The sequence below is a fragment of the Mesorhizobium sp. M1396 genome (assembly GCF_040317725.1).
Lineage (GTDB): Bacteria > Pseudomonadota > Alphaproteobacteria > Rhizobiales > Rhizobiaceae > Mesorhizobium.
Genome location: NZ_JAMYLA010000036.1, coordinates 19,915 through 45,811, shown reverse-complemented (window position 1 = coordinate 45,811; position 25,897 = coordinate 19,915). Strand labels below are relative to the sequence as shown.

General features: G+C 61.4%; 21 protein-coding genes and 1 pseudogene. 6 read left to right on the top strand and 16 right to left on the bottom strand.

The genetic code is table 11. The features are described 5' to 3' along the window. Positions 1–30: 30 nt before the first annotated feature. The 6 genes from NKH02_RS22455 to NKH02_RS22430 form a co-directional block, all read right to left on the bottom strand. Positions 31–2,418: a polysaccharide biosynthesis tyrosine autokinase gene (locus tag NKH02_RS22455; protein WP_352881552.1), complete on the bottom strand. Its 2,388-nt coding sequence runs from the start codon at positions 2,416–2,418 to the stop codon at positions 31–33. Between the two features lie 237 nt (positions 2,419–2,655). Then, complete coding sequence (locus tag NKH02_RS22450) at positions 2,656–3,552, bottom strand: UTP--glucose-1-phosphate uridylyltransferase (protein ID WP_352881550.1); 897 nt, start codon at positions 3,550–3,552, stop codon at positions 2,656–2,658. 71 nt (positions 3,553–3,623) lie between these two features. Next, the gene (locus NKH02_RS22445) at positions 3,624–4,574 is read right to left on the bottom strand and encodes a glycosyltransferase family 2 protein (RefSeq protein WP_352869061.1); all 951 of its coding nucleotides are present in this window, start codon (positions 4,572–4,574) and stop codon (positions 3,624–3,626) included. Continuing rightward, positions 4,564–5,514 carry a glycosyltransferase family 2 protein gene (locus NKH02_RS22440; protein ID WP_352869064.1) on the bottom strand — a complete coding sequence of 317 codons (951 nt, stop codon included), beginning with the start codon at positions 5,512–5,514 and terminating at the stop codon, positions 4,564–4,566. Before NKH02_RS22440 ends, NKH02_RS22445 begins: the two co-directional genes overlap by 11 nt. Continuing rightward, positions 5,514–6,509, bottom strand: coding sequence for a glycosyltransferase family 2 protein (locus NKH02_RS22435; protein WP_352881548.1), 996 nt, complete (start codon positions 6,507–6,509; stop codon positions 5,514–5,516). Before NKH02_RS22435 ends, NKH02_RS22440 begins: the two co-directional genes overlap by 1 nt. A 25-nt stretch (positions 6,510–6,534) precedes the next feature. Further along, positions 6,535–7,707, bottom strand: coding sequence for a glycosyltransferase (locus NKH02_RS22430; RefSeq protein WP_352881545.1), 1,173 nt, complete (start codon positions 7,705–7,707; stop codon positions 6,535–6,537). A 291-nt stretch (positions 7,708–7,998) separates the two neighbouring features. Between NKH02_RS22430 and NKH02_RS22425 the strand changes: the two are divergent. Continuing rightward, positions 7,999–9,048: pseudogene (locus tag NKH02_RS22425) on the top strand (polysaccharide pyruvyl transferase family protein); the annotation flags it as partial. A gap of 225 nt (positions 9,049–9,273) precedes the next feature. Here NKH02_RS22425 and NKH02_RS22420 read toward each other — a convergent pair. The 7 genes from NKH02_RS22420 to NKH02_RS22390 form a co-directional block, all read right to left on the bottom strand. Beyond that, a complete protein-coding gene (locus NKH02_RS22420; RefSeq protein WP_352881542.1) occupies positions 9,274–10,740 on the bottom strand; it encodes a lipopolysaccharide biosynthesis protein in 1,467 nt (488 codons plus the stop codon). Beyond that, positions 10,737–11,819: a glycosyltransferase gene (locus NKH02_RS22415; RefSeq protein ID WP_352881540.1), complete on the bottom strand. Its 1,083-nt coding sequence runs from the start codon at positions 11,817–11,819 to the stop codon at positions 10,737–10,739. Before NKH02_RS22415 ends, NKH02_RS22420 begins: the two co-directional genes overlap by 4 nt. A gap of 483 nt (positions 11,820–12,302) precedes the next feature. Continuing rightward, positions 12,303–13,382, bottom strand: a complete 1,080-nt coding sequence (locus NKH02_RS22410; protein WP_352881538.1) for a glycosyltransferase — start codon at positions 13,380–13,382, stop codon at positions 12,303–12,305. Positions 13,383–13,413: 31 nt separating this feature from the next. Further along, positions 13,414–14,745 carry a UDP-glucose dehydrogenase family protein gene (locus NKH02_RS22405; protein WP_352881536.1) on the bottom strand — a complete coding sequence of 444 codons (1,332 nt, stop codon included), beginning with the start codon at positions 14,743–14,745 and terminating at the stop codon, positions 13,414–13,416. 67 nt (positions 14,746–14,812) lie between these two features. Continuing rightward, complete coding sequence (gene exoK, locus NKH02_RS22400) at positions 14,813–15,676, bottom strand: endo-1,3-1,4-beta-glycanase ExoK (protein WP_352881533.1); 864 nt, start codon at positions 15,674–15,676, stop codon at positions 14,813–14,815. 150 nt (positions 15,677–15,826) lie between these two features. Next, positions 15,827–16,222 carry a hypothetical protein gene (locus NKH02_RS22395; RefSeq protein WP_352869085.1) on the bottom strand — a complete coding sequence of 132 codons (396 nt, stop codon included), beginning with the start codon at positions 16,220–16,222 and terminating at the stop codon, positions 15,827–15,829. A gap of 288 nt (positions 16,223–16,510) precedes the next feature. Beyond that, the gene (locus tag NKH02_RS22390) at positions 16,511–17,530 is read right to left on the bottom strand and encodes a glycosyltransferase family 2 protein (RefSeq protein ID WP_352881531.1); all 1,020 of its coding nucleotides are present in this window, start codon (positions 17,528–17,530) and stop codon (positions 16,511–16,513) included. On the opposite strand from NKH02_RS22390, the gene NKH02_RS22385 reads away from it, so the two are divergent. Then, positions 17,469–17,822 carry a hypothetical protein gene (locus tag NKH02_RS22385; protein WP_352881586.1) on the top strand — a complete coding sequence of 118 codons (354 nt, stop codon included), beginning with the start codon at positions 17,469–17,471 and terminating at the stop codon, positions 17,820–17,822. The two genes, NKH02_RS22390 and NKH02_RS22385, sit on opposite strands and share 62 nt — an antisense overlap. A gap of 302 nt (positions 17,823–18,124) precedes the next feature. On the opposite strand, the gene NKH02_RS22380 is transcribed toward NKH02_RS22385, so the two are convergent. Further along, positions 18,125–18,397: an exopolysaccharide production repressor protein gene (locus NKH02_RS22380; protein WP_352869092.1), complete on the bottom strand. Its 273-nt coding sequence runs from the start codon at positions 18,395–18,397 to the stop codon at positions 18,125–18,127. Between the two features lie 602 nt (positions 18,398–18,999). Between NKH02_RS22380 and NKH02_RS22375 the strand changes: the two genes are divergently transcribed. Both NKH02_RS22375 and NKH02_RS22370 read left to right on the top strand, forming a co-directional pair. After that, positions 19,000–19,677, top strand: a complete 678-nt coding sequence (locus tag NKH02_RS22375; protein ID WP_352869095.1) for a sugar transferase — start codon at positions 19,000–19,002, stop codon at positions 19,675–19,677. A 100-nt stretch (positions 19,678–19,777) separates the two neighbouring features. Beyond that, entirely contained in the window at positions 19,778–21,043 is a 1,266-nt protein-coding gene (locus NKH02_RS22370) for a polysaccharide biosynthesis/export family protein (RefSeq protein WP_352881528.1), read from the top strand. 194 nt (positions 21,044–21,237) lie between these two features. Here NKH02_RS22370 and NKH02_RS22365 read toward each other — a convergent pair whose 3' ends face one another. Beyond that, positions 21,238–22,548: an O-antigen ligase family protein gene (locus tag NKH02_RS22365; RefSeq protein WP_352869097.1), complete on the bottom strand. Its 1,311-nt coding sequence runs from the start codon at positions 22,546–22,548 to the stop codon at positions 21,238–21,240. A gap of 126 nt (positions 22,549–22,674) precedes the next feature. Continuing rightward, a complete protein-coding gene (locus NKH02_RS22360; protein WP_352881583.1) occupies positions 22,675–22,830 on the bottom strand; it encodes a hypothetical protein in 156 nt (51 codons plus the stop codon). A gap of 194 nt (positions 22,831–23,024) precedes the next feature. On the opposite strand from NKH02_RS22360, the gene NKH02_RS22355 reads away from it, so the two are divergent. Further along, positions 23,025–24,374 (top strand): glucoamylase family protein, encoded by a 1,350-nt coding sequence (locus tag NKH02_RS22355; RefSeq protein WP_352881526.1) that lies wholly within the window; start codon positions 23,025–23,027, stop codon positions 24,372–24,374. Beyond that, on the top strand, positions 24,364–25,893 hold the full coding sequence (locus tag NKH02_RS22350; RefSeq protein WP_352881524.1) for a mercuric reductase: 1,530 nt from the start codon (positions 24,364–24,366) through the stop codon (positions 25,891–25,893). Before NKH02_RS22355 ends, NKH02_RS22350 begins: the two co-directional genes overlap by 11 nt. The last annotated feature ends 4 nt before the right edge of the window (positions 25,894–25,897 follow it).

Below are 25,897 nucleotides of genomic sequence, written 5' to 3'. Positions count from 1 at the left end.
GCGGCCGGCCTTGCCCTGGCAGCGGTCAAATCAGACCGGTGCCTTGCTTCGTACTTCCGATTTTTCCAGATAGTAGGTCGAGTATTTATCGAAGAACTTTTCCGAGCCGCCGAACGATCCGTATTTGGCCAGCTTCTTCAGATCGACCTTGTTCAGCACCGCGCCGACGATCTTGTTGGCGACATACGGTTCGGATTCCAGCATCGACCTGACCATGGCGCGCGGCGTGCGCCCCCATTCGGTGACGAGCAGAAAACCGTCGACCAGCGGCGCGAAGGCCTTGGCATCGACCACTGGTCCAAGCGGCGGCAGATCGACGACGATGTATTCGAACGTCTCCTTGGCGTTCCCGATGAAGCGCCGCATGCCGGCGGAGGAGAGGAGTTCGCTGGTATGCGAGAAGTTGCCGCGCAGCACGGCCGGGATGATCGCCAGCTTCGTCTGCCTGTCGATCTTGCCGACGGACTGCCAGGTCTGGCCGTTGACCACCGCCTCCATCAAGCCCTGCTCGGCTTCCATGCCGAGGCCACGGCTGAGGCCGGGGTTGCGCAGGTCACCATCGATCAGCAACGTCTTGGCGCCATTGGCGGCAAGCAGGCCGGCGAGATTGGCCGCGACCGTCGACTTGCCCTCGCCGGGAAGCACCGAGATGATGCCGATGACGCGGCTGCCTTGCCCTTCCAGCACGACGTCGAACGCAATCTTGGCGCTGCGCAGCGTTTCGGAGAACATCGAGGCAGGCGAATCGATGCTGACCCGCATGCGCGCCCGTTTTTCCGCGGCCGACAGCGATTTGGCGGTCTTGGCATCCACCTGGGTATCGCCCGGCTTTTCTTCCTTGCCGAGTTTGCCGCCGATCATCGGCAGATAGCCGAGGAATTTCAGGCCGACCCGGTCGCGTACATCCTCGCCGGTCCTGAAGAACCGTTCGTTGAACTCGTTCAGGCCGCCGAAGCCGGCGCCCATCAGCATGCCAAGAACCAGCGAAAGTCCCAGCACGATGATCGTGCGTGGGCTTGACGCGGAGGTCGGCATCGAGGCGTCAGAGATGATGCGGATCTTGCCGACCGGGAAGGATTGCTGCTGCGCGGCTTCCTCATAGCGGCCGAGGAATGTCTGATAGAGCGTGGTGAGCGCCGTCGCCTGCTGTTCGAGTTCACGCAGCTTGACCTGCGTCTGGTTGTCAACGGAGCTCTTGCCTTGTGCGGCCGCGACGTTGGCCCTGAGCGCGGTCTCGCGCGCCTGCGCCACTTCATATTCGTTGCGATAGCTTTCGGTCAGCTGCTTCAGTTCGCCGAAAATCTGCGTCGATATGTCGGTCTTCTCCTTGGTAAGCGCCACCGCCTGCGGATGCTGGGGGCCGAAATTCGCCTCGACGTCCTGCAGCCGCTTGGAGACCGTGAGGTAGCGGGTCTTGAGCGCCGCGATGACCGAGCTGCTCGGCTGGTCACTCGATATGGCGGCATCCTTGAAAGCGTTGTCGGAGCCGCTTTCGACAATTGCCTTGTACTGCTGGTAGCGGGCACTGGCGCGTGCGGTGTCGGCCTGCGCGACGATGAGCTGGGCGTTGAGATCGGAGAGTTGCTTGTCGCTCATCAGCTGACCATCGCTGTTGGCGGCCAAGCCATGTTCGGCCCTGAATTTCTCGACCGCGAGCGATGCCGCCTGCGAGCTCTGGCGCAATTCCGTCAAACGGCCCTGCAGCCAGACCGCCGCCCGCTCGGTGGCGTCGAAGCTGGCATCGAGCTGATCGGCGAGATAGGCATCGGCATAGGCTTTGGTGACCGCGTTTGCGAGGGCCGGATCCGTTGCCTGATAACCTATGGTGATCACGAAGCTTCGCCCGGTGCGCTCCGCCTGGACCTCATTCTGCAGCTTGAGGATCGCGTAGTCGCGACGAGACGTGGCGATAAGCGCATCGCGGGCGGCGGGGTCGAGCTTGCTGATGTCACCGACGCCCGGCGTGGCGGGGCTGGGGCGAACATACTGGATCAGGCTCCGGGCCAGACCGACGCCCTGGGCCAGAGCCGATACGGGCGGATTCATGAACGCATCGTTCTGGTCGAGCTTCAGCTTGTCGACCACCACGGCGGCAAGCCGCGTCGAATTCAGTATTTCGATCTGGCTCAGGATGGCGGAATCGGTCTGCATGGTTGTCGATGCCGCTGAGATGTCATCGACGATCTTGTTCAAGCCTTCGTCGATCAGCACGCTGCTGACCGACTGATATTTGGGCGGCGTGGTCTGCAGATAGAGCACGCCAAGAATGAGACCGATGATGGCGCACACGGCAACCACCTTGGCTTGCCGTGCGGCCATGCCAAGCAGCCGCTCGATATCGATGAAGTCTTCGCCGTCTCCTGCGTCTGAATTCGGCAATGGCATCCTCTTGTCGAGAGGAAAGTTGGCATAGTTCATCTTCGGTCCAATTCTAGAGCCGGTCCCATTCCGATTGATCGCAATGGGCTCTATCTCACTGTTTGAACATGATCTTTTCCGGAAACCGGGACCCACTTTCCGGGATCATGCTCTGGCTTGCAGGCGCCGCCAAGATCGGGAGCGTTTGCGCAAAACGACGCAAACCTCGTGCCAGACAGCGCAAAGCCTATCGCCCCGCGCCATCCACCATCTGAAAATGCTCCCGAAACATGGGCATTATGCGGCTTCTTCCTGACGTTCATGCGTCCGGACGAACTCCTGAAGCATCTCGAAAACCGGGCCCTTCATGTCGTCGCGCGCCAGCGCGAAGGCGATGTTGGCCTGGATGAACCCTTCCTTGGAACCGCAGTCGAACATGCGACCCTTGAAAGGCTGGGCGAAGAACGGCTGATCCTTCGACAGACGGACCATTGCGTCCGTCAGCTGGATCTCGTTGCCGGCGCCGCGCTGCTGATTGCCCAGAAGCGCGAAGATCTCGGGCTGCAGGATGTAGCGGCCGTTGATGTAGAAGTTCGACGGCGCGTTGGCCGGCGCCGGCTTTTCGACCATCGCCGTCACCTCGAAGCCGCCGCCGATATCGGCGCCGCGGCCAACAATGCCGTATTTGTTGGTCTCGGTCGGTTCGCAACGCTCGACGGCGATGACATTGCCGCCGGTTCGCTCGTAGAGGTCGACGGTTTCGGCGAGGCATCCGCGCCCGCCAAAGGAGACCATGTCCGGCAGCAGCAAGGCGAAGGGCTCGTTGCCGATGACTTCGCGCGCGCACCAGACGGCATGGCCGAGGCCTTGCGGCGATTGCTGGCGGATGAAGCTGGTGGCGCCGGCCACCGGCAAAAGGCTTTCCAGCGACTGCAACTGCGCCTTCTTGCCGGTCTGTTCCAGGGTTCCGATCAGTTCCGGATGGAGGTCGAAATAGTCCTCGATTACCGCCTTGTTGCGACCGGTCACGAACACGATGTGCTCGATGCCCGCCTCGAAGGCCTCGTCCACCGCATATTGCACGACAGGCCTATCGACGACGGGAAGCATTTCCTTCGGCATCGATTTGGTCGCCGGCAGGAACCGTGTTCCAAGCCCCGCCACCGGTATCACGGCCTTCCTGATTTTCTTCATCGCAAATTCCTTCTGAGGAGATCGACTTCAGTCCATTCACAGGCCACGAAAACCTCCATGTGCCTGCATCTTCACCTGCCCACCCCAACGGCAAACTGCGCCGCCATTCTTCGCAACCGCACGGCGATCGGCATGCCCATATGCCTGACCGCCGCCGGGTCGCCGAGCGCTGTCAGGATCGCCTTGAGCGGTGACCGCGCCTTGATGTGCTGAACCATCGACAGGAATGAAGCGGCCTTGCGCAGGCTGCGGCCGCGCCGGGCGAACGCGGCCCGAGCGGCGTCATCCATCTGATGAGTTTGAGCGAACACCGCATCTGCCCTGTGCATCGCTTCGACATGGTGAAGCTCGAGCACGCGGGAGATGGAGCCGCTGCGGATATGGTAGGCATAGCCGATATCAGGTTCGACGACGCATTTGCCGCCCATGGCCAAGGCGTTGGCCAGGAGGATGTAGTCTTCCCCGATGATCAGTTTTTCATCATAGCGAAGTCCGTTCTCGTTCAGGAACTCGCGCTGGAAGATCGGCTTGAGATAGCCGAGATTGAACTTCGATTCGAAGAGGACGTTGCCGGCGATGTAGGTGGCTAGCGAAATTTCGCGCAAGCCTTCCAGATAGTGCCGCGGGAACATCGCGTCCTCGATGACACCGTCCTCGCGAATGACCTGGAGGTTGTCGACGGCGATCTGGGCGCCTGCACTCTCGGCACGCGCGATCATGGCGGCGAGCCTATCGGGAAAGACGGCGTCGTCGGAATCAAGAACCGCGATCCACCTGCCTCGGGCGGCGTCGAGGCCCGCATTCCTGGCGCCGCCAGGGCCGCGATTGCTGGCAAGGGCGACGACGCGGACGATATCCTGCGGATAGGCCCGCGCCACATCGAGCGTTGCGTCGCGCGACTGGTCGTCGACGACGATGATTTCGACGCTGACGTTGTTCTGGGCGATAGCGCTGGCGATCGCCCGGTCGAGGGTCGCCTCGGCGTTATAGGCGGCAATCACGAAGCTCACATCAGGCTGCACGATTGCCTCCCTCCTGTGGCGAAGGCTGGCCGTAGAGCCGGATTTCGCGGATGCCGACAAGGCCGCTGACGACGCCGACATGCATAATGCCGCGTAGCACGCTTCGGTTCCTTCGAACCGGACTGATGAGGACCGGAAGTGCCGAGGCGAAGCAATAGATGGCCTTTGCCGACGCCAGGCCGACCTGCTTGACCAGGCCGATGCCGCGCGCGTTGCGCCCTAGCAGGTGGCCATGCGTCTGCCCGACGCGAAAGCGGCGGCGGCCGAGCCAGTCGAATGCCGCCCTTGTGCGCGGCACCACCTCGTCGACCCAGGCTTCCGGCGCAAAAGCGATGCGGCCGCCGGCCTTGTGCATCTGGTCGAAGAACTCGGTGTCCTCGCCGCCGGTCTGGCCGCGCGCCAGGCTGAAGCGGCGGCCGCGCAGGCTGTCCGATCCCATCCGCAGCAGAACGTTGCAGGTGTAGCCGGTCTGGATCTCGCCGCGCACCCAGACGGGCAAGGTCGAATGGAAATCGCCGCGCCGCATCCAGTCCGGCGCATCCGGGCGATAGTGCGCCCTGACCGGGCCGAGCACAGCGGCGGCACCGCTTGCTTCAGCCATAGCGACCAGTTCGGCGAGCCATGCGGGCGTGGCCGTCTCGTCGTCATCGATGAAGGCGACGAAATCTGCGGTGCTGGCGTCGAGGCAAGCGTTGCGGGCGATCGAGATGTTTCGCGCCGGGGCATGCTGATAGCGGATCGGCACCGTCAATTCCCGCGACAGCGCCGTCACCAGATCACGGGCGGTCGGGGCGTCGTCATTGTCGGCGACGACGATGCTGACATCGAATCCCGCCGGAATCTCCATGGCGTCGAGCGAGCGCAGCGTGTCAGCCAGTTCCGGTCGGCGGAACGTGCAGACGCCGATGTCGATGCCGCGGTTCTTGGCCTGCGCCGTCATCACGCCACCCCGCGCCGCGACCCGAGGCCGAGAAGCTGCAGCCAGAAGCCGACCGACCAGCCAAGATGCATGACCATCGCCGAGACGCCGGCAAGCGCGATATCGGCATTGCGCTGGCGGATGGCCGTCCACATGCCGTAGCCGAGGCATACCGACGCCCAGATCAGCAGCGGCACCGCCGCCAGCCAATGCACGAAAGAGAAGGCCGCCAGAAGCACGACCGGAAACACCAGCAGCGGCACCATCTGCCGGACCTTCGGGATGACGCGGTGCTTCAGCACGTTCTTGGCGCGGCCGCGACCGTAGCCGAGATACTGGAAATAGAGGCCGATGAGCGAGGCGCGCGGATAGTACACCATCTGCGTCTTGCCGCTCATCCAGATCTTGTAGCCGGCCTGACGAAGGCGGTAGTCAAGCTCTGCGTCCTCATTGTGGCTGAACGTCTCGTCATAACCGCCGACCGCCCCGAAGGCCGATATCCGCATCAGCGCGTGATGGCCGTGGTCGATCCACTCTCCTCCCGAAAGGTGCCGATGCTTCGAGCCGCCGGTGCCGAGCTTGGAATTCTGCGCCGCGGCGGCGGCCTTCTGCACGGTGCCGCTGCCGCTGGTCAGCATCGAAACCACAACCGAATCCGCGCCGGTGGCCAATGCCTCCTCGACCAGCCGGTCGCAATAGTCGTCGGGATAGCCGCCATGCGCATCGATGCGGATGAGATAGTCGGCACCCTTACCGAACGTGCCGACGGCGAGATTGATCGCCGCACTCTGGATGCGCCGCTCATTGTGAAGCAGGATAACGCGCTGGTCCTTTGCAACGATGTCCTGGACGATGGCCAGCGTGCCGTCGGTGCTGCCGCCGTCGGCGACGATGATGCTGGCGTCAAGCCTGGCGGCCGCGGGCCGCAATTGATCGAGCAGCGCGCCGATATGGGCGGCTTCGTTCAAGCACGGAATAACGATCAGGCAGGATGAGGGTTTTTCAGTCTGCGTCATCCGCCTCTGTCCATCTCTGGCCATCCTATGCCAATGCCTCGGCTGCAAAGGAGCCGGGCACGGCGGTCAGGCCGCGCAACCGCTCGACGAGCGCCCGGCAATCGCTTCGATCGTAGCTCCAGGTCCTCGGGTTGCGGGCCAGAACGCGCGACTTCAGCCTGGCGAAGAGATGCTCTTCCATCTTGCCGAGCGCGGTTTCGAGCGCCTCGGGCGAAGCCTGCGGCAAGAGCACGCCGATATCCTGCTGTTTGAGGAATCGCCCGGTCTCGGTGTTGCCCATCGAGATCGGCACCGCGCCGAAACGGCAGCCTTCATAGAGCCGGTTGGGCAGAAGCCATTCGGAGTTCTGCCCCGCCTCGAAGAAATCGATCGCCCAGGAAAAATGGACGTCGTTATAAATCGCCGCCATGTCCTCCGGGTTGCGGTAGGGCCCGCGAAACGACAGCCATGGCTCGGCTTCGACGAAGCCATGGAAATCCGGGAATTCGGACAAAGCCGGACGGCCGCGCAGCACGATCTCGAAGCGTCCATCCATGCGGCGGGAGAAATCGGCCAGCAGTTCGAGCGAACGGCGGCAGCGCAAGGCGCCGAACCAGCCGATCCGCCATGGCGGGCCGAGCGGACTCTCCAAGGCCTCGGGGGCGCCAGGCAAGATCGCCGCGGCCTCGAAATACTTGTTTTCGACCAGCTCGATGGGTGCCGCGACCTGGCCGAACGGCTTGAAATAATTGGCGATGAAGGCAGGCGAACTGGTCACTAGCAGCTTCACGTCCCTGGCCAGGAAGCGTTCCGTGGCGCGCAGCGCCTTGCCCAGGACATCGTTGCGCAGCACAAGGCGATGAATGTCGAGGCACTCGTAGACGATCGGAACCGACGCACCGAAGGCTGAACTGGCGCGGCGGGCGAGCGCCAGCATTTCCAGGTTGCGCGCGATGATGAGATCGGGCCTCGGCACCCCGGCAAGCTTCGAGCCGACCGATAGAGCCGCCTTGGCGACCGCCGCGAGGCGCTGGCCGAATCGCCCATCACGCGTCGCGCCAAGGTCGATCGGCCGCAATCCCTCGACATCCGCAATCGGATTCGTGGTGCGACGGAAGCCGGCCAAAGTGACCTGGGCCCCACCTGCCTTGAGCATCGTAATCCTTCGGCGCACGGCCGGGTCGGAAACGTCGTGCACAAGGTACAAGACATGCAGCATGAAAACTCGACCGCTGTTGGCCCACCCACAAGAATGCTAGTACACCTCTTGCTGCATCGCAACATTTTTGGTGCAGTGATCCACGTTTTCTGTTGCACTGCAAAATTGATGCGTTAATCTCGGGCTTGCTTTTAGTGCCACTCGGACCGTGCGGTCACCGACCTGGTGCGGCGCCCTAATCGTGACGCGGAGCGCATCGGGATCGTCCTGGCGTGCAGCATTTTCGGTCACCCCCGTCTTAAGCACCGCTGGCCTAGCTGCGGAATCTGCTGACGATATGAGGTAAATTCCATGAAGATCGTGGTCGAAAACACAGTCTGCCTGAACACCGGGGATGCAGCGATTCTCCTAGCGATCCGGCACATCCTAAAGGCAGTCGCCGGGAGCGACCTGCAGTTCTTCATCTTCGACAGCCAGCCCGAGGTCGCGGCGAGGCTCTACCCGAAAAGGGAGTATCCGGACCTCGAATTTCACAAGCTGCTGTCGGAATCCCTTTTCAGGTACAAGAATGGCGATGGACTGAAGAACCGGATCAAACCGATCTACAACAAAATTGTCCTTCAGGCCCTGCGGTGGTTTGGGAGCAGCGCGCTTGGCACTTTCTTCAGCCGGAGTGACCGTCGCAGCCTCGATATCTACACTGGCGCCGATCTCGTGGTCACGACGGGCGGCACCTATCTCGTCGAGAACTACAATCTCGAGAGGCGTCTCAATCAGTTCCGGCTTGATGCCGTGCTCGGCAAGGATCCGGTCTTCTTCACGCAATCGCTCGGCCCGTTCAATAAAAGTTACAACCGCCAGGAATTGAGTCCGATCTTCGACCGCAGCCCGCTCATCCTGCTGCGTGACGAACGGTCCAGAAACCATATTCAGGATCTGGTTAAGGATTTCGGCAAATGCCATGTGGTTGCCGATGCCGTCTTTGCCCTGGCCGAAACCGACAGGATCGAGAAAATTCTAGCCTCCAGTCCGCCGCCGGCGCCGACGGGCCGCGTCGCCATTTCCGTCCGCCACTGGAACTATGTCAGCGACGGCGAAGGTGGCATGCGCCGCTATCTCGATTCGATCCACCAGATCGCGACGATTCTCGTCAGGGACCACGGCAAGGAGGTGACCTTCGTCTCCACTTGTCAGGGGGTGCCGGAATACGCCCATGACGATTCCAAGACCGCACGGGCGATCGTCGCCGAACTCGATCCGGAGATCGCCAAACATGTGACCGTAGACGCTGCATTTCACACGCCGGACCAGTTGATGGCACTGGTGAAAGGGTTCGACTTCGTGGTCGCCACGCGTATGCACATGATGATCATGTCGCTTTGTGTCGGCACGCCGGTGCTGCCAATCGCCTATGAGTTCAAGACCAAGGAAGTAGCCAAGCGGATCGGTGTCGCCGACGTGTTGCTCGACATCGACACAGTGACGCCTGAGGAAGCGAGCGAAAAGCTCGGCAGATTTGCAGGAAACCTCAACCTCTATCGCCAGACCAGCCTTCAGGCCGTGCTTGAGGAGCATGCCTCGGCAATGTCGGCCACAAACCTGCTGGCGCCTTTGATCGAGGGTCACTCAGCGGATGTTGCGCGCGGCATTGGACAGGGTGGTGAACAACGCGCGGCGCGATTGAGCGACCGCAAGCATGAGAATGAGACCGATCCCGTAATTGAGGGCAATCGCAAGAAAGACCGCGAGCAGGTCTGACTGTCCGGTCAGCGACGCCGGCAACCACGAGTATGCGTGCCAGGCGAGCAGGGACGAGGCAATGAAAAGCCCCTGCATGACCAGAAAGTCGGCGGCTGTGACGGGACCGACTCGATGGACCAGCACGGCAAGCACGGGAACGCGCAGCACGTAACCGCTGATGGCATAGGCCGCGGCAACGCCGACGGCACCCCAGTGCAAGCCGACGATGAAGGCGGCGACGGTCGTCAGTGACGAATAGATGCCCCAGTGGAACATGGTCTTCGTCTTGCCCTGACAGATGAATATCCAGCCTGTGGTGCTTGAAACGGACTGGACCAGGCTAGCGATGCCCAGCCACGCGAAAATCGGCGCCACCGGCGCCCAACCCTGGCCGAAGAGAAGCCCTACGACCTGATCGGAGGTCATCGTCAGCGCCGCGATGCCGGGCATGGTAACGGCAGCCAGCATCCAGTTGGTCCGCACGTAAATGTCGCGAAATCGAGCCTTGTCCTCATGGATGCGGCTTAGCAGAGGCACCATCACGCGCGTCAGCGGCTGGTTGATGTTCTGCAGCGGGAACAGCAGGAGCTTATAGGCGCGGTCGTAATAGCCGAGCTCGATCGCGCCGGAATATTTTCCGATGAGAATGTTGTCGAGATTGCGCGAGAAGAAGTTGGCAAGATTGAAGCCCGTCAGATTGGCGCCGAACGACAATATGTCGGCATCGACTTTCAAATCCGGCCGTAGCGGCCTCCACCGCGCCACCCGCCACGCGGCCGCCAATGCGACAACCGCTGAAACAGCCGGGCCGATGACCAGCGACCAGTAGCCAAGCCCCGCATAGGCCGCGACCGCAGCGGCCAGAAGTCCGGCGGCGGCGCTTGTCACATCGTTCACGGCGAGCTGGCCGAATTGCAGGTGGCGATTCATCAATGCCAACGGCACCGCGGCAAGACTGCCGAGGAGCAGCGGCAAGGCTGAGCCAAGAGTGATGCCGGACATGCGCTGATCGCCGTAGAAAGCGGCAATCGCGGGCGCCAGGCCGGCCACTACCACGGCACTGCCCAGCCCGACGAGCGCACTGATCCAGAAAACCTGGTTGAGTTGCTGGTCGCTGATGTCCTTGCGCTGAACCACAGCCTGCTGGAGGCCCAGGTTTTGAAGCAATCCAACAAAGGCCACGATCGGCCCGACGGAAGCCACCAGGCCGAAATCCTCGGGAACAAGCAGACGGGCGAGCACGATGACGGAGAGAAACTGGATCGCCATCTTGAAGCCCTGCGCACCGATCGTCACCAATCCGCCACGAAGGGCGACACGACCGAAATGGGGGGGCGGCGGATTGACATTCATGAACCGAACCTCGTTTCGCCAAGCTGCTCGGCTATCTGTGCGAAATGTTCGTTCAGCACATCTGCGTTGAAGTCCGCCTCGATCTTCTTGCGCGCGGCGAGGGCAATTTGCTCGCAGGGCTTCGGATTCTCGGCGATCCAGGCAAGTTTGCTAGTCAGCGCCGCAATGTCTCTCTCGGGAGCGAGAAAACCTGTCTTTTGATCCTCGATCAGTTCGGGAATCCCCGAGTGATATGTGCTGACCACTGTCAGGCCGGCGGCCATTGCCTCCATCAGTGAAACCGGAATGCCTTCCAGATCGCCATCGCGCGCAGTGACGCTAGGCAGCAGGAACACATGAGCATCGCGCAGCCGCTGCTTCACTTCGCTGTGCGAACGCGGGCCAAGAAAGGTCACTCTGTCGGCGATGCCGAGATTTGCGGCGATCCCCTTCAGCTCCTCCAGAAGTTCTCCGCCTCCGATCACCGAATAGACCCAATCGCGCCGCGGCAGGCCGGCGAGCGCGCGAAGCGCATATTCGATGCCCTTTTTTTCGGTCAGGCGGCAGACCGAGATGAAAGATAGAGTGGCGTGCTCCCATGAACGCCACCGATAGCCGATCTCGCTCGGCCGCACGCCCATATGGTGAACCATAACTTGCGTCGGCGATGCACCGACGTCGATCAAAGCATCGCGGAAAAACGCATTCACCGGCAATTGAAGAGCGCCCTTTTCGAACACAATTTTGTAGCGCGCGAGTGAATTGTCATGCAGCGGCTCGCCGACATCGCGGCCATGAAATATCGTCATAAGGGGAGCGGAAATCCTGCCTCGCTTAATAGCGCGGGCCACGCGCATGCCGTTGTTGCCGAAATGGGCGACGATCAGGTCGGCGTTCTGCAATTTACGCGCATAAGCAATGTCGATGGCGGTCGACAGTTTATCCCAGAACCTGCCAGACCACTTCCTGAGCAGCGGGCGATAGCGAGCCAGGCCACCCCACCAGCATACGACCTTTCCCGGCAGCGCGTGCCAGCGAGAATCGTCGATATTGCCGTCCTTGCCAAACGACATTTCATTGCAGACGACGCCGACTTCCATGCCGCGCTCAAGGCATCCGGCTATCTGGTCGAGAACGAAAGTCTCCGACAATGAGGGGAACTTGTCGACTACGAAGCAAATCTTCATCGGCAGGATGCGTTCGTGCGAACACCGATCAAGCAGCCCGTTGTGAACCGCCCCGCATGGGGACTGACAGGTGACACGGAAACCTTGCAAGGTGGCTGCAGGTCAACCGCGCTGGGAGCCGGTGCGCGCCCGACGACGGCCGGGCCGAAAACATCGTGCCCGAGGCACAAGACGTGCAGCATAGAATTCTACCGCTGTTTGGCCACCCGGACGGACGTTAGTACAGGTCTTGCTGCACTGCAACATTTTTGGTGCGACCTTGCAAGATTTCAGGCAATTTGGCGTGTCTGCCGATCAACCTCCAAGGCCTACAGGATCCGCCAGAACCCCGGCATGCTTGGCGGGTCCAGGTGCGGAGGCCGGCATGGCCAGTTGGGCAAATCCAACGCAGCGCGTTTAGGCAGCACGCTCCAGGCCGACGCGCCGAGCGCTGTCGAGAACGTCCATGAACGTGGCAAACTGACGGTCTGGGTTCATTTGCGATCGCTCGGAAAACTGAATCGCCGCCGCCGACAGACGCTTGTACTCGGCCTCGTCGCTCCACAGCCGCCTGACGGCCGAGACCCAGTCGGCAAGCGGTGCGTCGTAGTCCAGAACCACGCCGCCGGAGCCGATTGCTTCCGGCAGACCGCCGCGACGTGAGCCGACCACGGGAATGCCGCTGCAATGCGCTTCTGAGGCTACCCTGCCCCAGGCCTCCTCCCATTTGCTGGGCGCAAGCAGTATCTTCGTGCGGCCGTAGACGGTCTTCATGTCACTGGTGCGGCCTTCCAGCTTGACGTTTTGCAATGGAGAGATTGTCGCTTCGATCCGGGCCCGATGATCGTCATCGAGCTTCCAGCTTTCGACGAACAGGAATGGGATCTCAGGACAGGCGGCGGCAATGCGGACTGCAAGGTCGAAGCCCTTTTCCTCATAGGGGTTGATGAGCGTGACAAATTCACCGGTCGTGGGAGTGCTGTAGAACCCGGGATTGATGGTCGGCGGAATGACCGTCGAATCGATATCGAATTTTGCCTTGTAGGTGCGCGCGGTGAACTCGGAATTGGCGATATAGAGCGCCGATTGCAGGTCGCGCAGGTCACCGGCCAGTTCGCGGAATTCGACATTCCTCAGATAGACGACGACAGGCACGCCTTCGGCTTGCAGTGCCCTGCCGATCGGAACCGAGTTGTGGCATTGCACCACGGCAACATCCGGCCTCAGCTTTTCGACCGCAAAGCCGACCGCTTCCCAGGGAAACCATGCGCGCACCACCGGATAGCCCGGAAAAGTGTCGATGACAGCGCGCTGACGAAGGAGCTTCATCTTGGCGCGCGCCCTGAAGCCGAACATGCCATCGCCGAACAGCGCTGCCAGAACGGAAGCATCATGACCGTTCTCGCGCAATTGTTCGACCAGATGGTGGGTGCTCGACTGCACACCGCCGCTGAATTGCGGCGTGTAGCCGCTGCCGCCCGCAAATAGAACTTTCATGGACCTGGCTCCTTGTTGTGCCGCCCTGCCGTCACGCCGCCATTCTGCCGATCGAGTGATATTCGATGCCGTGACGGGCGATGACCTTGGGATCATAGAGGTTGCGGCCGTCGAAGATGACCGGTGTGGTCAGCGCATCTCTCAGCGCATCGAAGGACGGCGCGCGGAAATTCTTCCACTCGGTGGCGATCAGCAGCGCGTCGGCGCCGCGCAGTGCCGCCTCCTTGGTGCCGCACAGAAGCAGATCGTCGCGCAGGCCGTAGATGGCCTGGCATTCCTGCATCGCCTCGGGATCATAGGCCTGGACATTGGCGCCGGCCTTCCACAGCGCTTCCATCAGGACGCGCGCCGGCGCCTCGCGCATGTCGTCGGTGTCGGGCTTGAAGGCAAGGCCCCACAGCGCGAATGTCTTGCCCTTGAGATTGCCCTTGAAATAGCGGTCCACCTTGTCGAAGAGAACCGATTTCTGTGCGTTGTTGCGCTCCTCGACCGCGCGCAGCAGCTTGGCGTCGAACTTGACCCCTTCGGCGGTCTTGATCAGCGCCCGCACGTCCTTCGGGAAGCACGAGCCGCCATAACCAAGACCCGGATAGATGAAATGGTAGCCGATGCGCGGGTCGCTGCCGATGCCCTTGCGGACCTCCTCGATGTCGGCGCCGAGTTGCTCGGCCAAATTGGCCATCTCGTTCATGAAGCTGATCTTGGTCGCCAGCATGCAATTGGCGGCGTATTTGGTGAATTCGGCGCTGCGCACATCCATCACGATCATCTTCTCGTGGTTGCGGTTGAACGGTGCGTAGAGTTCGCGCATCACCGCCTCGGTGTCCTCGCTGTCGGTGCCGACGATGATGCGGTCCGGCTTCATGCAATCGGCAACCGCGGACCCTTCCTTGAGGAATTCCGGATTGGAAGCGACGTCGAAGCTCAGGTCCTCGCGGCCTCGTTTCTTCAGCGTCTCGGCGATCCTCGCCTTGACCTTTTCGCAGGTGCCGACCGGCACCGTCGACTTGCCGACGACGATCTTGGGTTTGTCCATCTCGCGGCCGATGGTCTCGGCGACGGCCAGCACATATTTGAGGTCGGCCGAGCCGTCCTCGCCGGGCGGTGTGCCAACCGCGATCATCTGGATGTCGCCATGCCTGACGGCGGCGGCGGCATCGGTGGTGAACTTGATGCGGCCGGCGGCATGGTTCTCCTTGACGAGGTTTTCCAGCCCGGGTTCGAAAATGGGAACCAGGCCCTGATTGAGCCGCTCGACCCTGGCGGCGTCGATGTCCACGCACACCACATGGTGCCCTACTTCGGCAAGCACCGCCGCCTGCACGAGGCCGACATAGCCAATTCCAAACACCGTCAAATTCATTCGTTTTCATTCCCATGCAAGGCGGCGGACCGTTCTCGGTCCGGCCAGTTCAAATCGACTATCCCAACTACTTTACGCTGCATGCCAGCGATTCCGGAAATTGACAGGGTTCGCCGAGCGCCGTGAAAGCAACGCGCTCGATCTGCAGCGAAAGCTTGCGGCCTGGGTCGGCGAAGGCTCCCATCCAACCCTTCATCGTGTCGCTGCCCCAAAAGCTGAAGAATATCTTCTGCGCATGGGTCGGCAATTTCGCCGGATCGGTGATGGTATTGACCAACTGGCCGTTCACGTACCAGCGCAAACTGTCCTTTTGCCAGACGAAGGCGTAGTCGTTGAAAGCACTCTCGGTGCCACCCGGCACGTCGACCAGCTTCTCGTTCTTGCCCTTGCCCGCGATATAGGCATTGACCTGCACCTTGGAGGTGTCCTTGGTCAGGATTTCGAAGTCGATCTCGTCCCAGGGCTGCTTGTCGGGCGGACCGATATAGGAGAAGAACGCCGCGTTGAGGCCGGAGCCGGTGTCGGTCTTCAGCCGTGCCTCATAGGTGCCGTAGCCGAAGCGCTGTTTGGTCTGGATCTCGCCGCAAGCAAACTCACGGTCTTTCAGCTGCTGCTTCTCGAAGCCCAGCGACAGCACCCCGTCCGACAGGCTGACCTGTCCCTTCGACCAAGTGCAATTCTGATGGTTGCCATTGTTCCAGCCGTCGGAAACATACCAGCGCGCACGATCGAAGCTCTTGAAATCGTCGACAAAGGACGGCGATGTCGGAATGTCCTGGGCATGGGAAGGGGTTGCCAGGAAACTGCCAAGAGCGGCCAGCAGCAACGCACCGAGCGAAACCAGTCGCCGCCGGCCGGCTTGCCCGGGCCGCTGTGCGAACGACGGTGCGTCAAGTGTTGTCGTGGACTTGGATTTCGGATTCGAATTCATACCAAACTCACCCTTGCGCTGTGCGTCCCCAACCCAAAGTCGACGTTCGAACCGCTCCTGAACGGGCAACCTTGATCTCTTTTGTGACCCTCCCGAATTGCTTTTGCTGCCTTGCATCAAATCCGTTGCGACAATTCCGAGCCCTCACCTTCAACCCCTGCCGACTCCCGCCGGCCTGGCGAATTCAGCCTTGGCTGCCGGTTCGGCATTCTCGTCGAAGACCATATCCAGCGAATGACGGAGCTCTTTCATCATGCCATCCTGGCGCGACAGTGCCGCGATGCGGCGTTCGCAATTCAGGATCGACTGCGTCAATGCGCTGACTTCCGAGGACCGTTTGTCGGAGGCGGAGCCGTTTTCCATCGCTTCGACCAGGAAGGCGGCGTTGGTCGCCTTCGTCCGGTAGCGATTCTCGAGCCCGGCCCTCTCGGACTCGATCTCGGCCGCGATTTGCTCGAACAGCTTTGCCAGACGATCAAGACGTGAAACATCGGTCTGCCGGTCGCGGGCCGGATCCCTTGATCTGAAACCGAATATCGAGGCCATGAACTCAAATTCCTGTCATCGCCGGCTTGTGGGCCGGGCTTCTGGCCGATCCCCGCAGCCGGGGCTCAAAAAACTCGCGTCGCATTGTCCTGCTCCTCTTAAGGAGAGACATCAAACCAATCCGATCGGGGGCCAGTTCGGCTGGTCGTCTAATTTGCTGCACCGCAACATAGACTGCCATCGTCGGAGCCGTGAGGCAACTACCCAATTCGTAAACTCATAATTCCGGCCGAAATGGTTTGCGTGATGAAGTGTCCCTTGGCAGGCAACCGCACGCATGGACCGCGCTTAATGTTCCTTGCCCGTGCTGGTCCCGGCCATCAGAAAACGCAGCGGCGGCACGTTTTGCCTGGAGACAAGGCCGACACGGCGAAACAGCGCCTCGAGCTTGTCGGCGGCCACGCCCTGGACGATAGGGACGAGGTTGGATTGGCTTGACAAGGCATAGGCCGCGGCCGATGCCAGCCCCCGCTCGGCCTTGACGTCGAGGAAATTGCGCAGCCGATACTTGTCGCGCACGTGCCGCTCATGCCGCCGCAGCACCGCTTTCGAGCCTTCCGGCAGGCTGTCGATCGCCAGCAGTGCCAAATCCGCATCGGCCAGACGCTTCAAATCCTGCGTCTTGTGGCGGCCGCTCAGCGAATCGGCGCGGACGATGGCGCCGTAGCCGCAGGAGCGAATGACCTTGAACCGCGCCCCGCGGGCGACCGCACGGGCGTAGAGTTCATAGTCCTCGCCCAGCCGCAGGCTCTCGTCATAGCGCAAGCCGTGGTGGTCGAGGAAGGCGCGGCTGATCACCGGCTTCAAAAAGCCCAACTCGCCCCTTTGCACGCGGCGCCTGGCGATATTGCCTTCGACGAAGCGTTCGAAATCGAGGAATTCCGGATCGGCGGCAAATTCAGGCGCGACGATTTTCGTCGCATCGCCCGTCGCACCATCCCTGATCAGCATGATGTTGTCCGCCGCGAAATCCCAATCGGCACCGGCAAACAGGCTGCGAAACCGACCTTCGAGGAAGAAATCGTCGGCATCGAGAATGGCGATGAACGGCGATTTCGAGCCGGCGATCGCCGCGTTGCGGGCAACGGAGGGGCCGCGATTGACGTCGAGGCGCATCACCGTGAGCCGGCCGCTGCCGTCGTCGGCGGATCGTGCGACGTCAGCGGTGCCGTCGGTGGAGCCGTCATCGACGACGACGACCTCCGCCACCTCCGGTTCGCGCAACGCGGATGCGATGGCGACAGCGATGGTCGCTGCCGCGTTTTTTGCCGCGATGATCACGCAGACCTCGGATTTCATCATCGACATGGATTTGCCTCTCGTACAGGTGATATCGATTTGCCCTCGCCCCATGCTCGTTCGATGCCCGATGGAATTGCCATCGGCAAATGCCCGGCCGCTCAAAGACGCGGCGACCGAAATCGACTGCCGCGGCAAGTGTCGAGCCACTGGAAAAGCTCAGGCGGCCTGTCATGCGCAGCTGCGCGCGACGGGCTTTGAGGACGAAGGTCGCGAGCTTGTTCAGCCAGGCAATGTCGGCAATTTTGGTGGCGCCGGGGCCAGGCATCGACACGGCGGCGGCGCGCAATCATTCGTATGAACCATCCGGCAAGGCCATTTAGCGCACAGTCTCCCAAAGAAAGCGGTTCGCGCGACGCTTATGCTGCAAGTGCGAAGCAAGCATCACCAAAAACCTTGATGCCGTAAAGCCTTTCCTTTTGCCGTGCGGAATTTTGCAACCAGAGCGTTACATAAGTGCGGTCATGCGCCGTATCGTCGAGGTCGGCCAATATTAGCGGCTGAAGGAAAAAACCCGGCAGCCGGTTGTCGAGGATGCTGTCGGGGGAACAGTCGGAGAGCGAAGCCGCCAACGTCGCGTGAGGGCGGCGCGATTCCGACCGGCTAATGCAGGCCGCGCCTTGCGCTCAGCTTTTCGCCTTCGGCAACCTCGGGCGCATTCAGTTTTCGCTCGGCGTCACGAGCCATGTCGGCCGGCGTCGGCGGGCTCCTGGCGATCATGGCATAGACGAGCACGAAGTAACCCGCCTGGATGACAACCGCGCAAATGATGGCGCGCACCAGTATTGTGCCTATCGACGCGCCGCCCAGCCAGGACCAGCCGACCACGATAGCCAAAGCGAAAATCATCCCGAGGATGAATTTTGGAAGTGCCATACCCAACAGCCCATAAACCGGCTCGGGTACATATAACGTTTGCCCCACCCGAGCGCCGTCCCTTGTTATGTGGGCTTGTTAAGGTCGCCCACTCTCGGCCAGTTGCTTCCGGCCTTTTCTACCTGTCGCCACTCTGACAGATATAATTTGCAATTCTATTAAGGCGAGCAATAGGCGGCAAGGGCAACTCCGGATATTTTTCATCGGGCTTTTGCGATCGACTCCATCATGCTGCAATGCACGCAATGGGATTCAAGCCGATCTCCGGCCATCAGTTACCTCCAGTAGAATAAGCAATATTAAGTAGTATTTTACGTGGTTTTGCCCAAGCATCACCGAACACTGAAGCACTAATATGGGCCGTGCCTTGGCAGATAGGTAGGCTTGCCTAAAAACCGCCCTAAAAATGTCCGTATTTTTTCGACGATGCCCATTTCTTGTCACAAATGTGCTAAATATGCCGAAATTTGTGCATGGCTAGCTTATTATTTAGTCAATTCATGACGCGACTATTTCAACGAGATGGGAAATTGTGTGTTGCGCTGCAACATTTTTTTGGTATCTTGCCGCGAACCATTCGTTCAACGCATGGAGTTTACGGCATGAGGGACGTTGCCAAGTCGGCCACGGCGGGCTTTTCGCAGGCTGACATCGATTTTCCGCCGCCGATCGGCGGCCTGCTCAAACGCAGTTTCGACATCACCGGTTCGCTGATTGGCTTGATCGCTCTCAGCCCGCTGTTTGTCATGATAGCGCTGCTCGTCAAGTTTTCCGACGGCGGTTCGATTTTCTATGGCCACAGGCGAATAGGGCGCGGCGGGCGGATTTTTCCGTGCCTGAAGTTCCGCACCATGGTTCCGGACGGCGACAAGGTGCTGGCAGCCTATCTCGCCGCCAACCCGGATGCCAACGCGGAATGGAATGCGACCCGCAAGCTGAAGAACGACCCGCGCGTCACCCGTGTCGGAGCCGTACTGAGGAAACTCAGCCTCGATGAACTGCCGCAGATCATCAACATCCTGCAGGGCGACATGAGTCTTGTCGGCCCTCGTCCGGTCGTGCGCGACGAACTGGAAATCTATGGCACGTCCGCGGTCTACTACCTGAAATCCCGCCCGGGCCTGACCGGCCTGTGGCAGGTCAGCGGCCGCAACGATGTGTCCTATGACAGCCGCGTCGCCTTCGACCGCCACTATGTCGAGAACTGGTCGCTGTTCGAGGACGTTCGCATCATCATCAAGACCGTCCCGGCCGTCTGGATGTCGCGTGGTTCTTACTGACCGGCCGGTGGTCAACGCCAGACATTGGCGCCGGCCATTCGACGCAAGCTCATCGGGCGATGGGGCTAACGCGGATCGGAATGTTCAGTTGAAAACAGATATGTTCGAAGCCTTTCGCAGCGGCCCGGTTTCCGGCCGCCTGCGACGGGCGCGTTTGCTGGCCACATGCCTTGCCGTGTCGCTCGTTCTCCCCCACGTCGCCGTCGCAGGCGACTACCGCCTCGGGTCGCAGGACAAGCTCACCATCCGCGTTGCCGAATGGCAGACCGTGGAAGGCACGTTTCGTGACTGGTCGGCGGTGAATGGCGAGTACACGGTCGGTCCATCGGGCACGCTGTCGGTGCCGTTCGCCGGCGAGCTGCCGGCAGCAGGCAAGACCACGTCCGAAATCGCAACGGCGATAGGCGAGGCGCTGCAACGCAAGCTCGCTCTGTCGGATAGGCCGGAAGCCTCGGTCGAGATGGCGCAGTTCCGGCCATTCTACATTTCGGGCGAAGTACAGAACCCCGGCAAATTTCCTTATGTGCCCGACCTGACAGTGTTGCAGGCGATCAGCGTCGCCGGCGGCATCAGGCGCAACGCCGACTATGGCCCCCAACTTGGCAAGGATCTGGTCACCGCCAAGGGCAACTTCGATATCTCTGACGACGTGCGCGTTCGGCTGATCGTCAAGCGCGCCCGCATCGACGCGGACATGGCCGGCAAGACGAGTTTCGACGTACCGAAGGAGGTCGAGGGCGATCCGAGATTGCCAGCCATCGTCGCCGACGAGATGACGATCCTGACAGCCGACCAAAAGGCGCTGAAGCTGAAACTCGAGGCGCTCGACGAGCTGAAGGGGGTTCTACAGTCCGAAATCGAATCTCTGCAGAAGAAGATCGTCAACCAGCAGCAGCAGGTCGACCTGGCGCAGCAGCAACTCACCAGCATCGGCCCGCTGGCGCAGAAAGGCCTGATCGCCAACGCCCGACTGCTGGATTCGCGCCAATCCGTTGCCGACCTGCAGGGCAAGATCCTGGATTACGAAACGGCCATCCTCACCGCCAAGCAGGCGATCAGCAAGGCTACGCAGGATGCCATCGATGCCCAGAACACCTTGAGTTCAAGGCTCGCCACCGACCGGCAGCAGACCGAAGCCGACCTGAATGAGGCGGCGCTGAAGGCGAATATGCAGAAAGGCCTCATGGCCCAGGCAACCGATCCCGCCACGATAGCGGCCAGTGCTACCAACGAAGAGCCTACCCTGATCTACACACTGGTGAGGGTCGCCGACGGCAAGACCAGCGAAATCGCCGCGAAGGAAGACACGCCGGTGCTGCCTGGCGATGTGATCAAGATCAAGCTGGCGCCGCTGGCCAGCCAATAGACCCGCCGGCACCATCCAGAGTCGATCCATCCCAAAGGAATGGGTTGGGACGTGCCCGGTTTTGAAAATTTGAAATCAGCGTTGGGCGGCGGCTTGATGTTATGCCGCCGGCTTCGTCGCCTGTGGCAATGCGCTTGACCCGGACGGCATTGCCGATTTTGCGAGCGCCTGCTTCAACCAACGAGTTGATAAGGTCATGACGGGCCGGCGGCCGCCGGCCGGCCGGCATGCCGGGGCCAGTCAGCCTCCCCCCTGGCCTCTGCCTGCTCCAGGGCCCGCGACCGCCGCGTGCGGGTAACGGGCAGCCGCGCCAGCTTGAAGAAGCTGAAATACATCAGGAAAGAGCCCATGATGTAGGGGTTGAGTACCTCGACCTCGACGAAAGAGCGGATCAGCAGCAGCACCATGACGCCGAAGAGGACCACCGAATCCGCCTGCCATGTCCTGAAGATCACCGCCGAAACATGGCCGTAGAGCGTGCGCAGCATGATCAGCGATACCAGCGTCGCTCCGACGAAGCCAAGTTCGACGAGGGCTTCGATGTAGGTGTTGTGGAAGTGGAAGCCGGTGCGTGTGGTGATGTAGAATTCGTTCCACAGCCGCTCGGCTTCGGCAAAACCCTGCACCCAATAGGCGGCATAGCCAACACCGAGAATCGGCGATTTCTGTATGGCATTCCAGCCCTGCTCCCACAGATAGGTCCGCCCGGTGAGCGTCGAATCCTTGCCGAAGATGCCGAGGACGAAGTCCATCAGCCCGAGATTCAAGGCGACAAAGGCAGTCACCACCAGCAGGCCGGCGCCGATCAGGAAGATCACGCGGCGGTAGCGGCGTGACAGTAGTTTGCTCATGGCAAGAAGCGCCACCAGCGCCAGAACCGCCGGTATCGAGGCCATCGAGGTGGCGGAATGCGAAACGACCAGAACATAGGCCGACAGCAGCACGACGGGCGCCGCCAGGATGAGGCTCAGCCGGCCGCGCCTGTAAAAGGCGAGGAAGACGGCGCAGAAATAGACGCCGAGCGACCCGACAAAGCCGATCTGGTTCTTGGAGGCGAAGGCGCCGACAAAGTTGACGGTGCCATCCAGAACGTCCTCGGAATAGTTCGCGACCTTCAGTGAATAGATGAGGACGACGAATATCCCGACCAGGGCACCTATGGTCAGGGTGCGCACACTGACGGTGCGCGCGGCGACGTAGGCGCAGGCTATATGGGAAAAGTACTGGATGGCCGTTCTCGCCGTGACGCCGGGCGCCTGCGACCAGAAGACGGAGGAGCAGACATAGGCCGCAAACAGCAGCGGCAGCCAGGCGCTGGACAGTTGGCGCAGGAACCGCCGGTAATCGACCAGGATGAGCGGAAGCCAGACCGCATAGTAGGCCAGGATCAGCACCTGGCCGAAAATGACGGAGTAGGAAAACGCCCAGATCGAGACGGCTACGGCAAAGGCGCCATAGACCGAATTTCTCTCGGGATCGATCAGCAGGGACTTTGGGATCTTCATCTCAGAGTCCCGTCGGCGCGACCCGGAACCGCCAAGCCATGGGCCAGACGGCATATCCGCAAACAAGGGCGTGCAATAAACGGCGTCTCCATTGTGCAGTGCAATATAACCTATCGCGTCCGGCGCTCAATGGCAAATCCGGTCACCTTGTCTTACGGCGAGGCATTTGCGGAGAGGTCCGCACGGCCGCACGGCACGGGTGACGCGGAAGGTGTCGACGATCTTGTCCCACAGCGTATCGCAGACCGGCTGCTGGATCGCCTCGGAGGAGTGTTCGTTCACGACGGCCGCCGTGTTCGACGTATCCGGCGGCCGCGCCAGCTAATGAGGCCGGATGCATCTCAATTCCGCGTGACGGTGCAACGAACGGGAGCGTACGGGCGTATAGTCCCAGACTTCGAATCGACGATCATGCAAGGAAGCTATGCCGGGAACCATGACACGGAACGAAGCCATCGGGCGGGAGCCAGCTTCTTTTGCTTAAAGTCGACCCTGCCGCATTGTCCGACGACGAGCTTCTGGAGCGCTATCAGCGCGCCGCCTTCGACTACTTCCTCGAAAACGTGAACCCCGACAACGGACTGGTCGCCGATACCTCGCGGCTGAATTCGCCGGCCAGCATCGCTGTCGTCGGCTTCGCGCTGTCTTGCTACCCGATCGGAGTCGAGCGCGGCTGGATGACGCGCGACACGGCCGTGAAGCTGACGCTTGCCGCCCTGCGTTTCTTCTCGACCAGCCGGCAAGGCAATGGCGACGACGTCACCGGCCACAAGGGCTTTTACTACCATTTCCTCGACATGCGGACTGGCCTGCGCGTCTGGCGTTGCGAACTGTCGATGGTGGATACTGCATTGCTGATATCGGGCATGCTGGTGGCAGGCGCCTATTTCTCCGACGACAGTGGCGACGAAGCCGAAATCCGCCAACTGGCCGAGGCGCTCTACCGGCGCGTCGACTGGCGATGGGCGCAAGGCTCAAGCTCGACCCTGCGGCAGGGCTGGAAGCCGAAGAGCGGCTTTCTCCACTATGGCTGGGAAGGCTACAACGAAGCGATGATCCTCTACGTGCTGTCGATGGCCTCGCCCGACAACCCGACCTCGGACAACAGCTACGAGGGTTGGACGGCGACCTACCAGTGGGAAAACATCTACGGCTACGACGTGCTCTATGGCGGTCCGTTGTTCATGCACCAGTTCTCGCATGCCTGGATCGACTTCGCGGGCATCCGCGACGTTTTCATGCGTGAGAAGAATTCGGACTATTTCGAAAACAGCCGCCGCTCGACCTACCTGCACCGCGACTATGCGCGCCACAACCCTTACGGCTACGGCGGCTACGACGAGAACCTGTGGGGACTTTCGGCGGGCGACGGACCAGGCCGCCTTCGTGCCAGCGTAGCGCGACAGCGTCGCCGGTTTTCCGGCTATGCCGCGCGCGGCGCGCCTTTCGGGCCGGATGATGGAACGATCACCCCATGGTCCTATCCGGCGTCGCTGCCCTTCGCCCCGGACATCTGCCTGGCGGCATTGCGCCATCTCGGGGAGCGCTACCCCGAGGTGATCGACAATTTCCGGCTGCCGAGCGGCTTCAATCCGACATTGGCCAATCGGCGAAAATTCGGCCGCGACGGCTGGGTGTCGGAAGGCCATTACGGGCTGGATCAGGGCATCGTGGTGATGATGATCGAGAACCACCGGTCGCGCTTGATCTGGGAGCTGATGCGGTCCAATCCGCACATCCGCCGCGGCCTGGGCAGAGCCGGATTCAGCGGCGGCTGGCTGTCTCAGCCGGCCAGCCCGGCGTCAGGTGACGGCGATGTCGCGTGACCGGACCATGGCCAACGCCTTCCCAGTCGACCGCGATGACATCGAGCTGATCAGGGGTGCCCATCCACCGCTCTGGAAGAATCCCGAGCCCAATGGCCCATACAATCTTGTCGTCATCGGCGCCGGGCCAGCCGGCTTGACGGCTGCCAGCGAAGCGGCAAACCTCGGTGCGAAAGTCGCGCTGATCGAGCGCGGGCTGATCGGCGGCACCTGCATCAATGTCGGCTGCATCCCGTCGAAAGCGATCATCCGCACGGCCAGGCTCTATGCCGATATGCGCGATGCCGAGAATCTTGGCGGCGACACGCCGGACAGTCTTCACATCGACTTTCAGCGGGCAATGACGCGGATGCGGCAGATCCGGCAGCGGATCAGCCGCGCCGATTCGGCCGCGAGCCTGGCTTCCGCGGGCATCGATCTCTATTTCGGTGAAGCGCGATTTTCCGGACCTGACGAGGTCACGGTTGCCGGGAAGACGCTGCGTTTCAGGAAGGCGCTGGTTGCGACGGGCGCACGTCCGGCCCTGCCGACGATTCCGGGCCTCGCCGAAGCCGGCTATCTCAGCAACGAAACCATGTTCGATCTCACGGAGTGCCCGAAACGGCTTCTGGTCATTGGCGGCGGACCGCTCGGCTGCGAGGCGGCGCAGGCCTTCTGCCTGCTGGGCGCGAACGTCATCCTGGTGCAGCGGGAACCGATGTTCCTGCCTGGCGAGGAACGCGACGCCGCCCAGATCCTTTCGGACGCGCTGGCGCGCGAAGGGGTCGAGGTTCGCCTCAATACCGAGGCGGTGGCGGTGCGGACAGAAGGCGGCAAGAAGCTCGCCGACCTTGTGCGCGACGGCGACACAATGACGGTTTCCGTCGACGAGATCATCACGGGCATCGGCCGTTCGCCCAATGTCGACGGACTCGACCTGGAGAACGCCGGGGTGGCGTACGACGCCACCGGCATCAAAGTGGACGACTACCTCAGAACCACCAATCCACGCATCTATGCGGCTGGCGATGTCTGCCTTGCATACAAATTCACCCATACCGCCGAGGCTACAGCCCGCATGGTCGTGCGCAATGCCCTGTTTCTCGGACGCAGGAAACTGAGCGAACTGGTCATTCCGTGGTGCACCTACACCGATCCGGAGATCGCCCATGTCGGCCTCTATCCGGCGGAGGCGCGGCAGAACGGCATCCCGGTCAAGACCTATACGGTGCTGATGCACGACGTCGCGCGCGCGGTCATGGACGGCGAGGAGGAGGGTTTCGTCAAGATCCACGTCAGAGAGGGGTCCGACCGCATCCTGGGTGCCACGGTCGTCGCCAGCCATGCCGGCGAGATGATCAATGCGGTGTCGCTCGCCATGCGGTCTGGCATGGGATTGCATGCGCTGGCCAACGTCATCCATCCTTTCCCAACGCAGGCGCAAGGCATCAAGATGGCCGGCGACGCTTATCGGCGGACAAGGCTCACCTCATTTTGGAAGCGTCTGGCGGCCCGCTGGCTGGCATGGTCCAGGCGGTGATTGC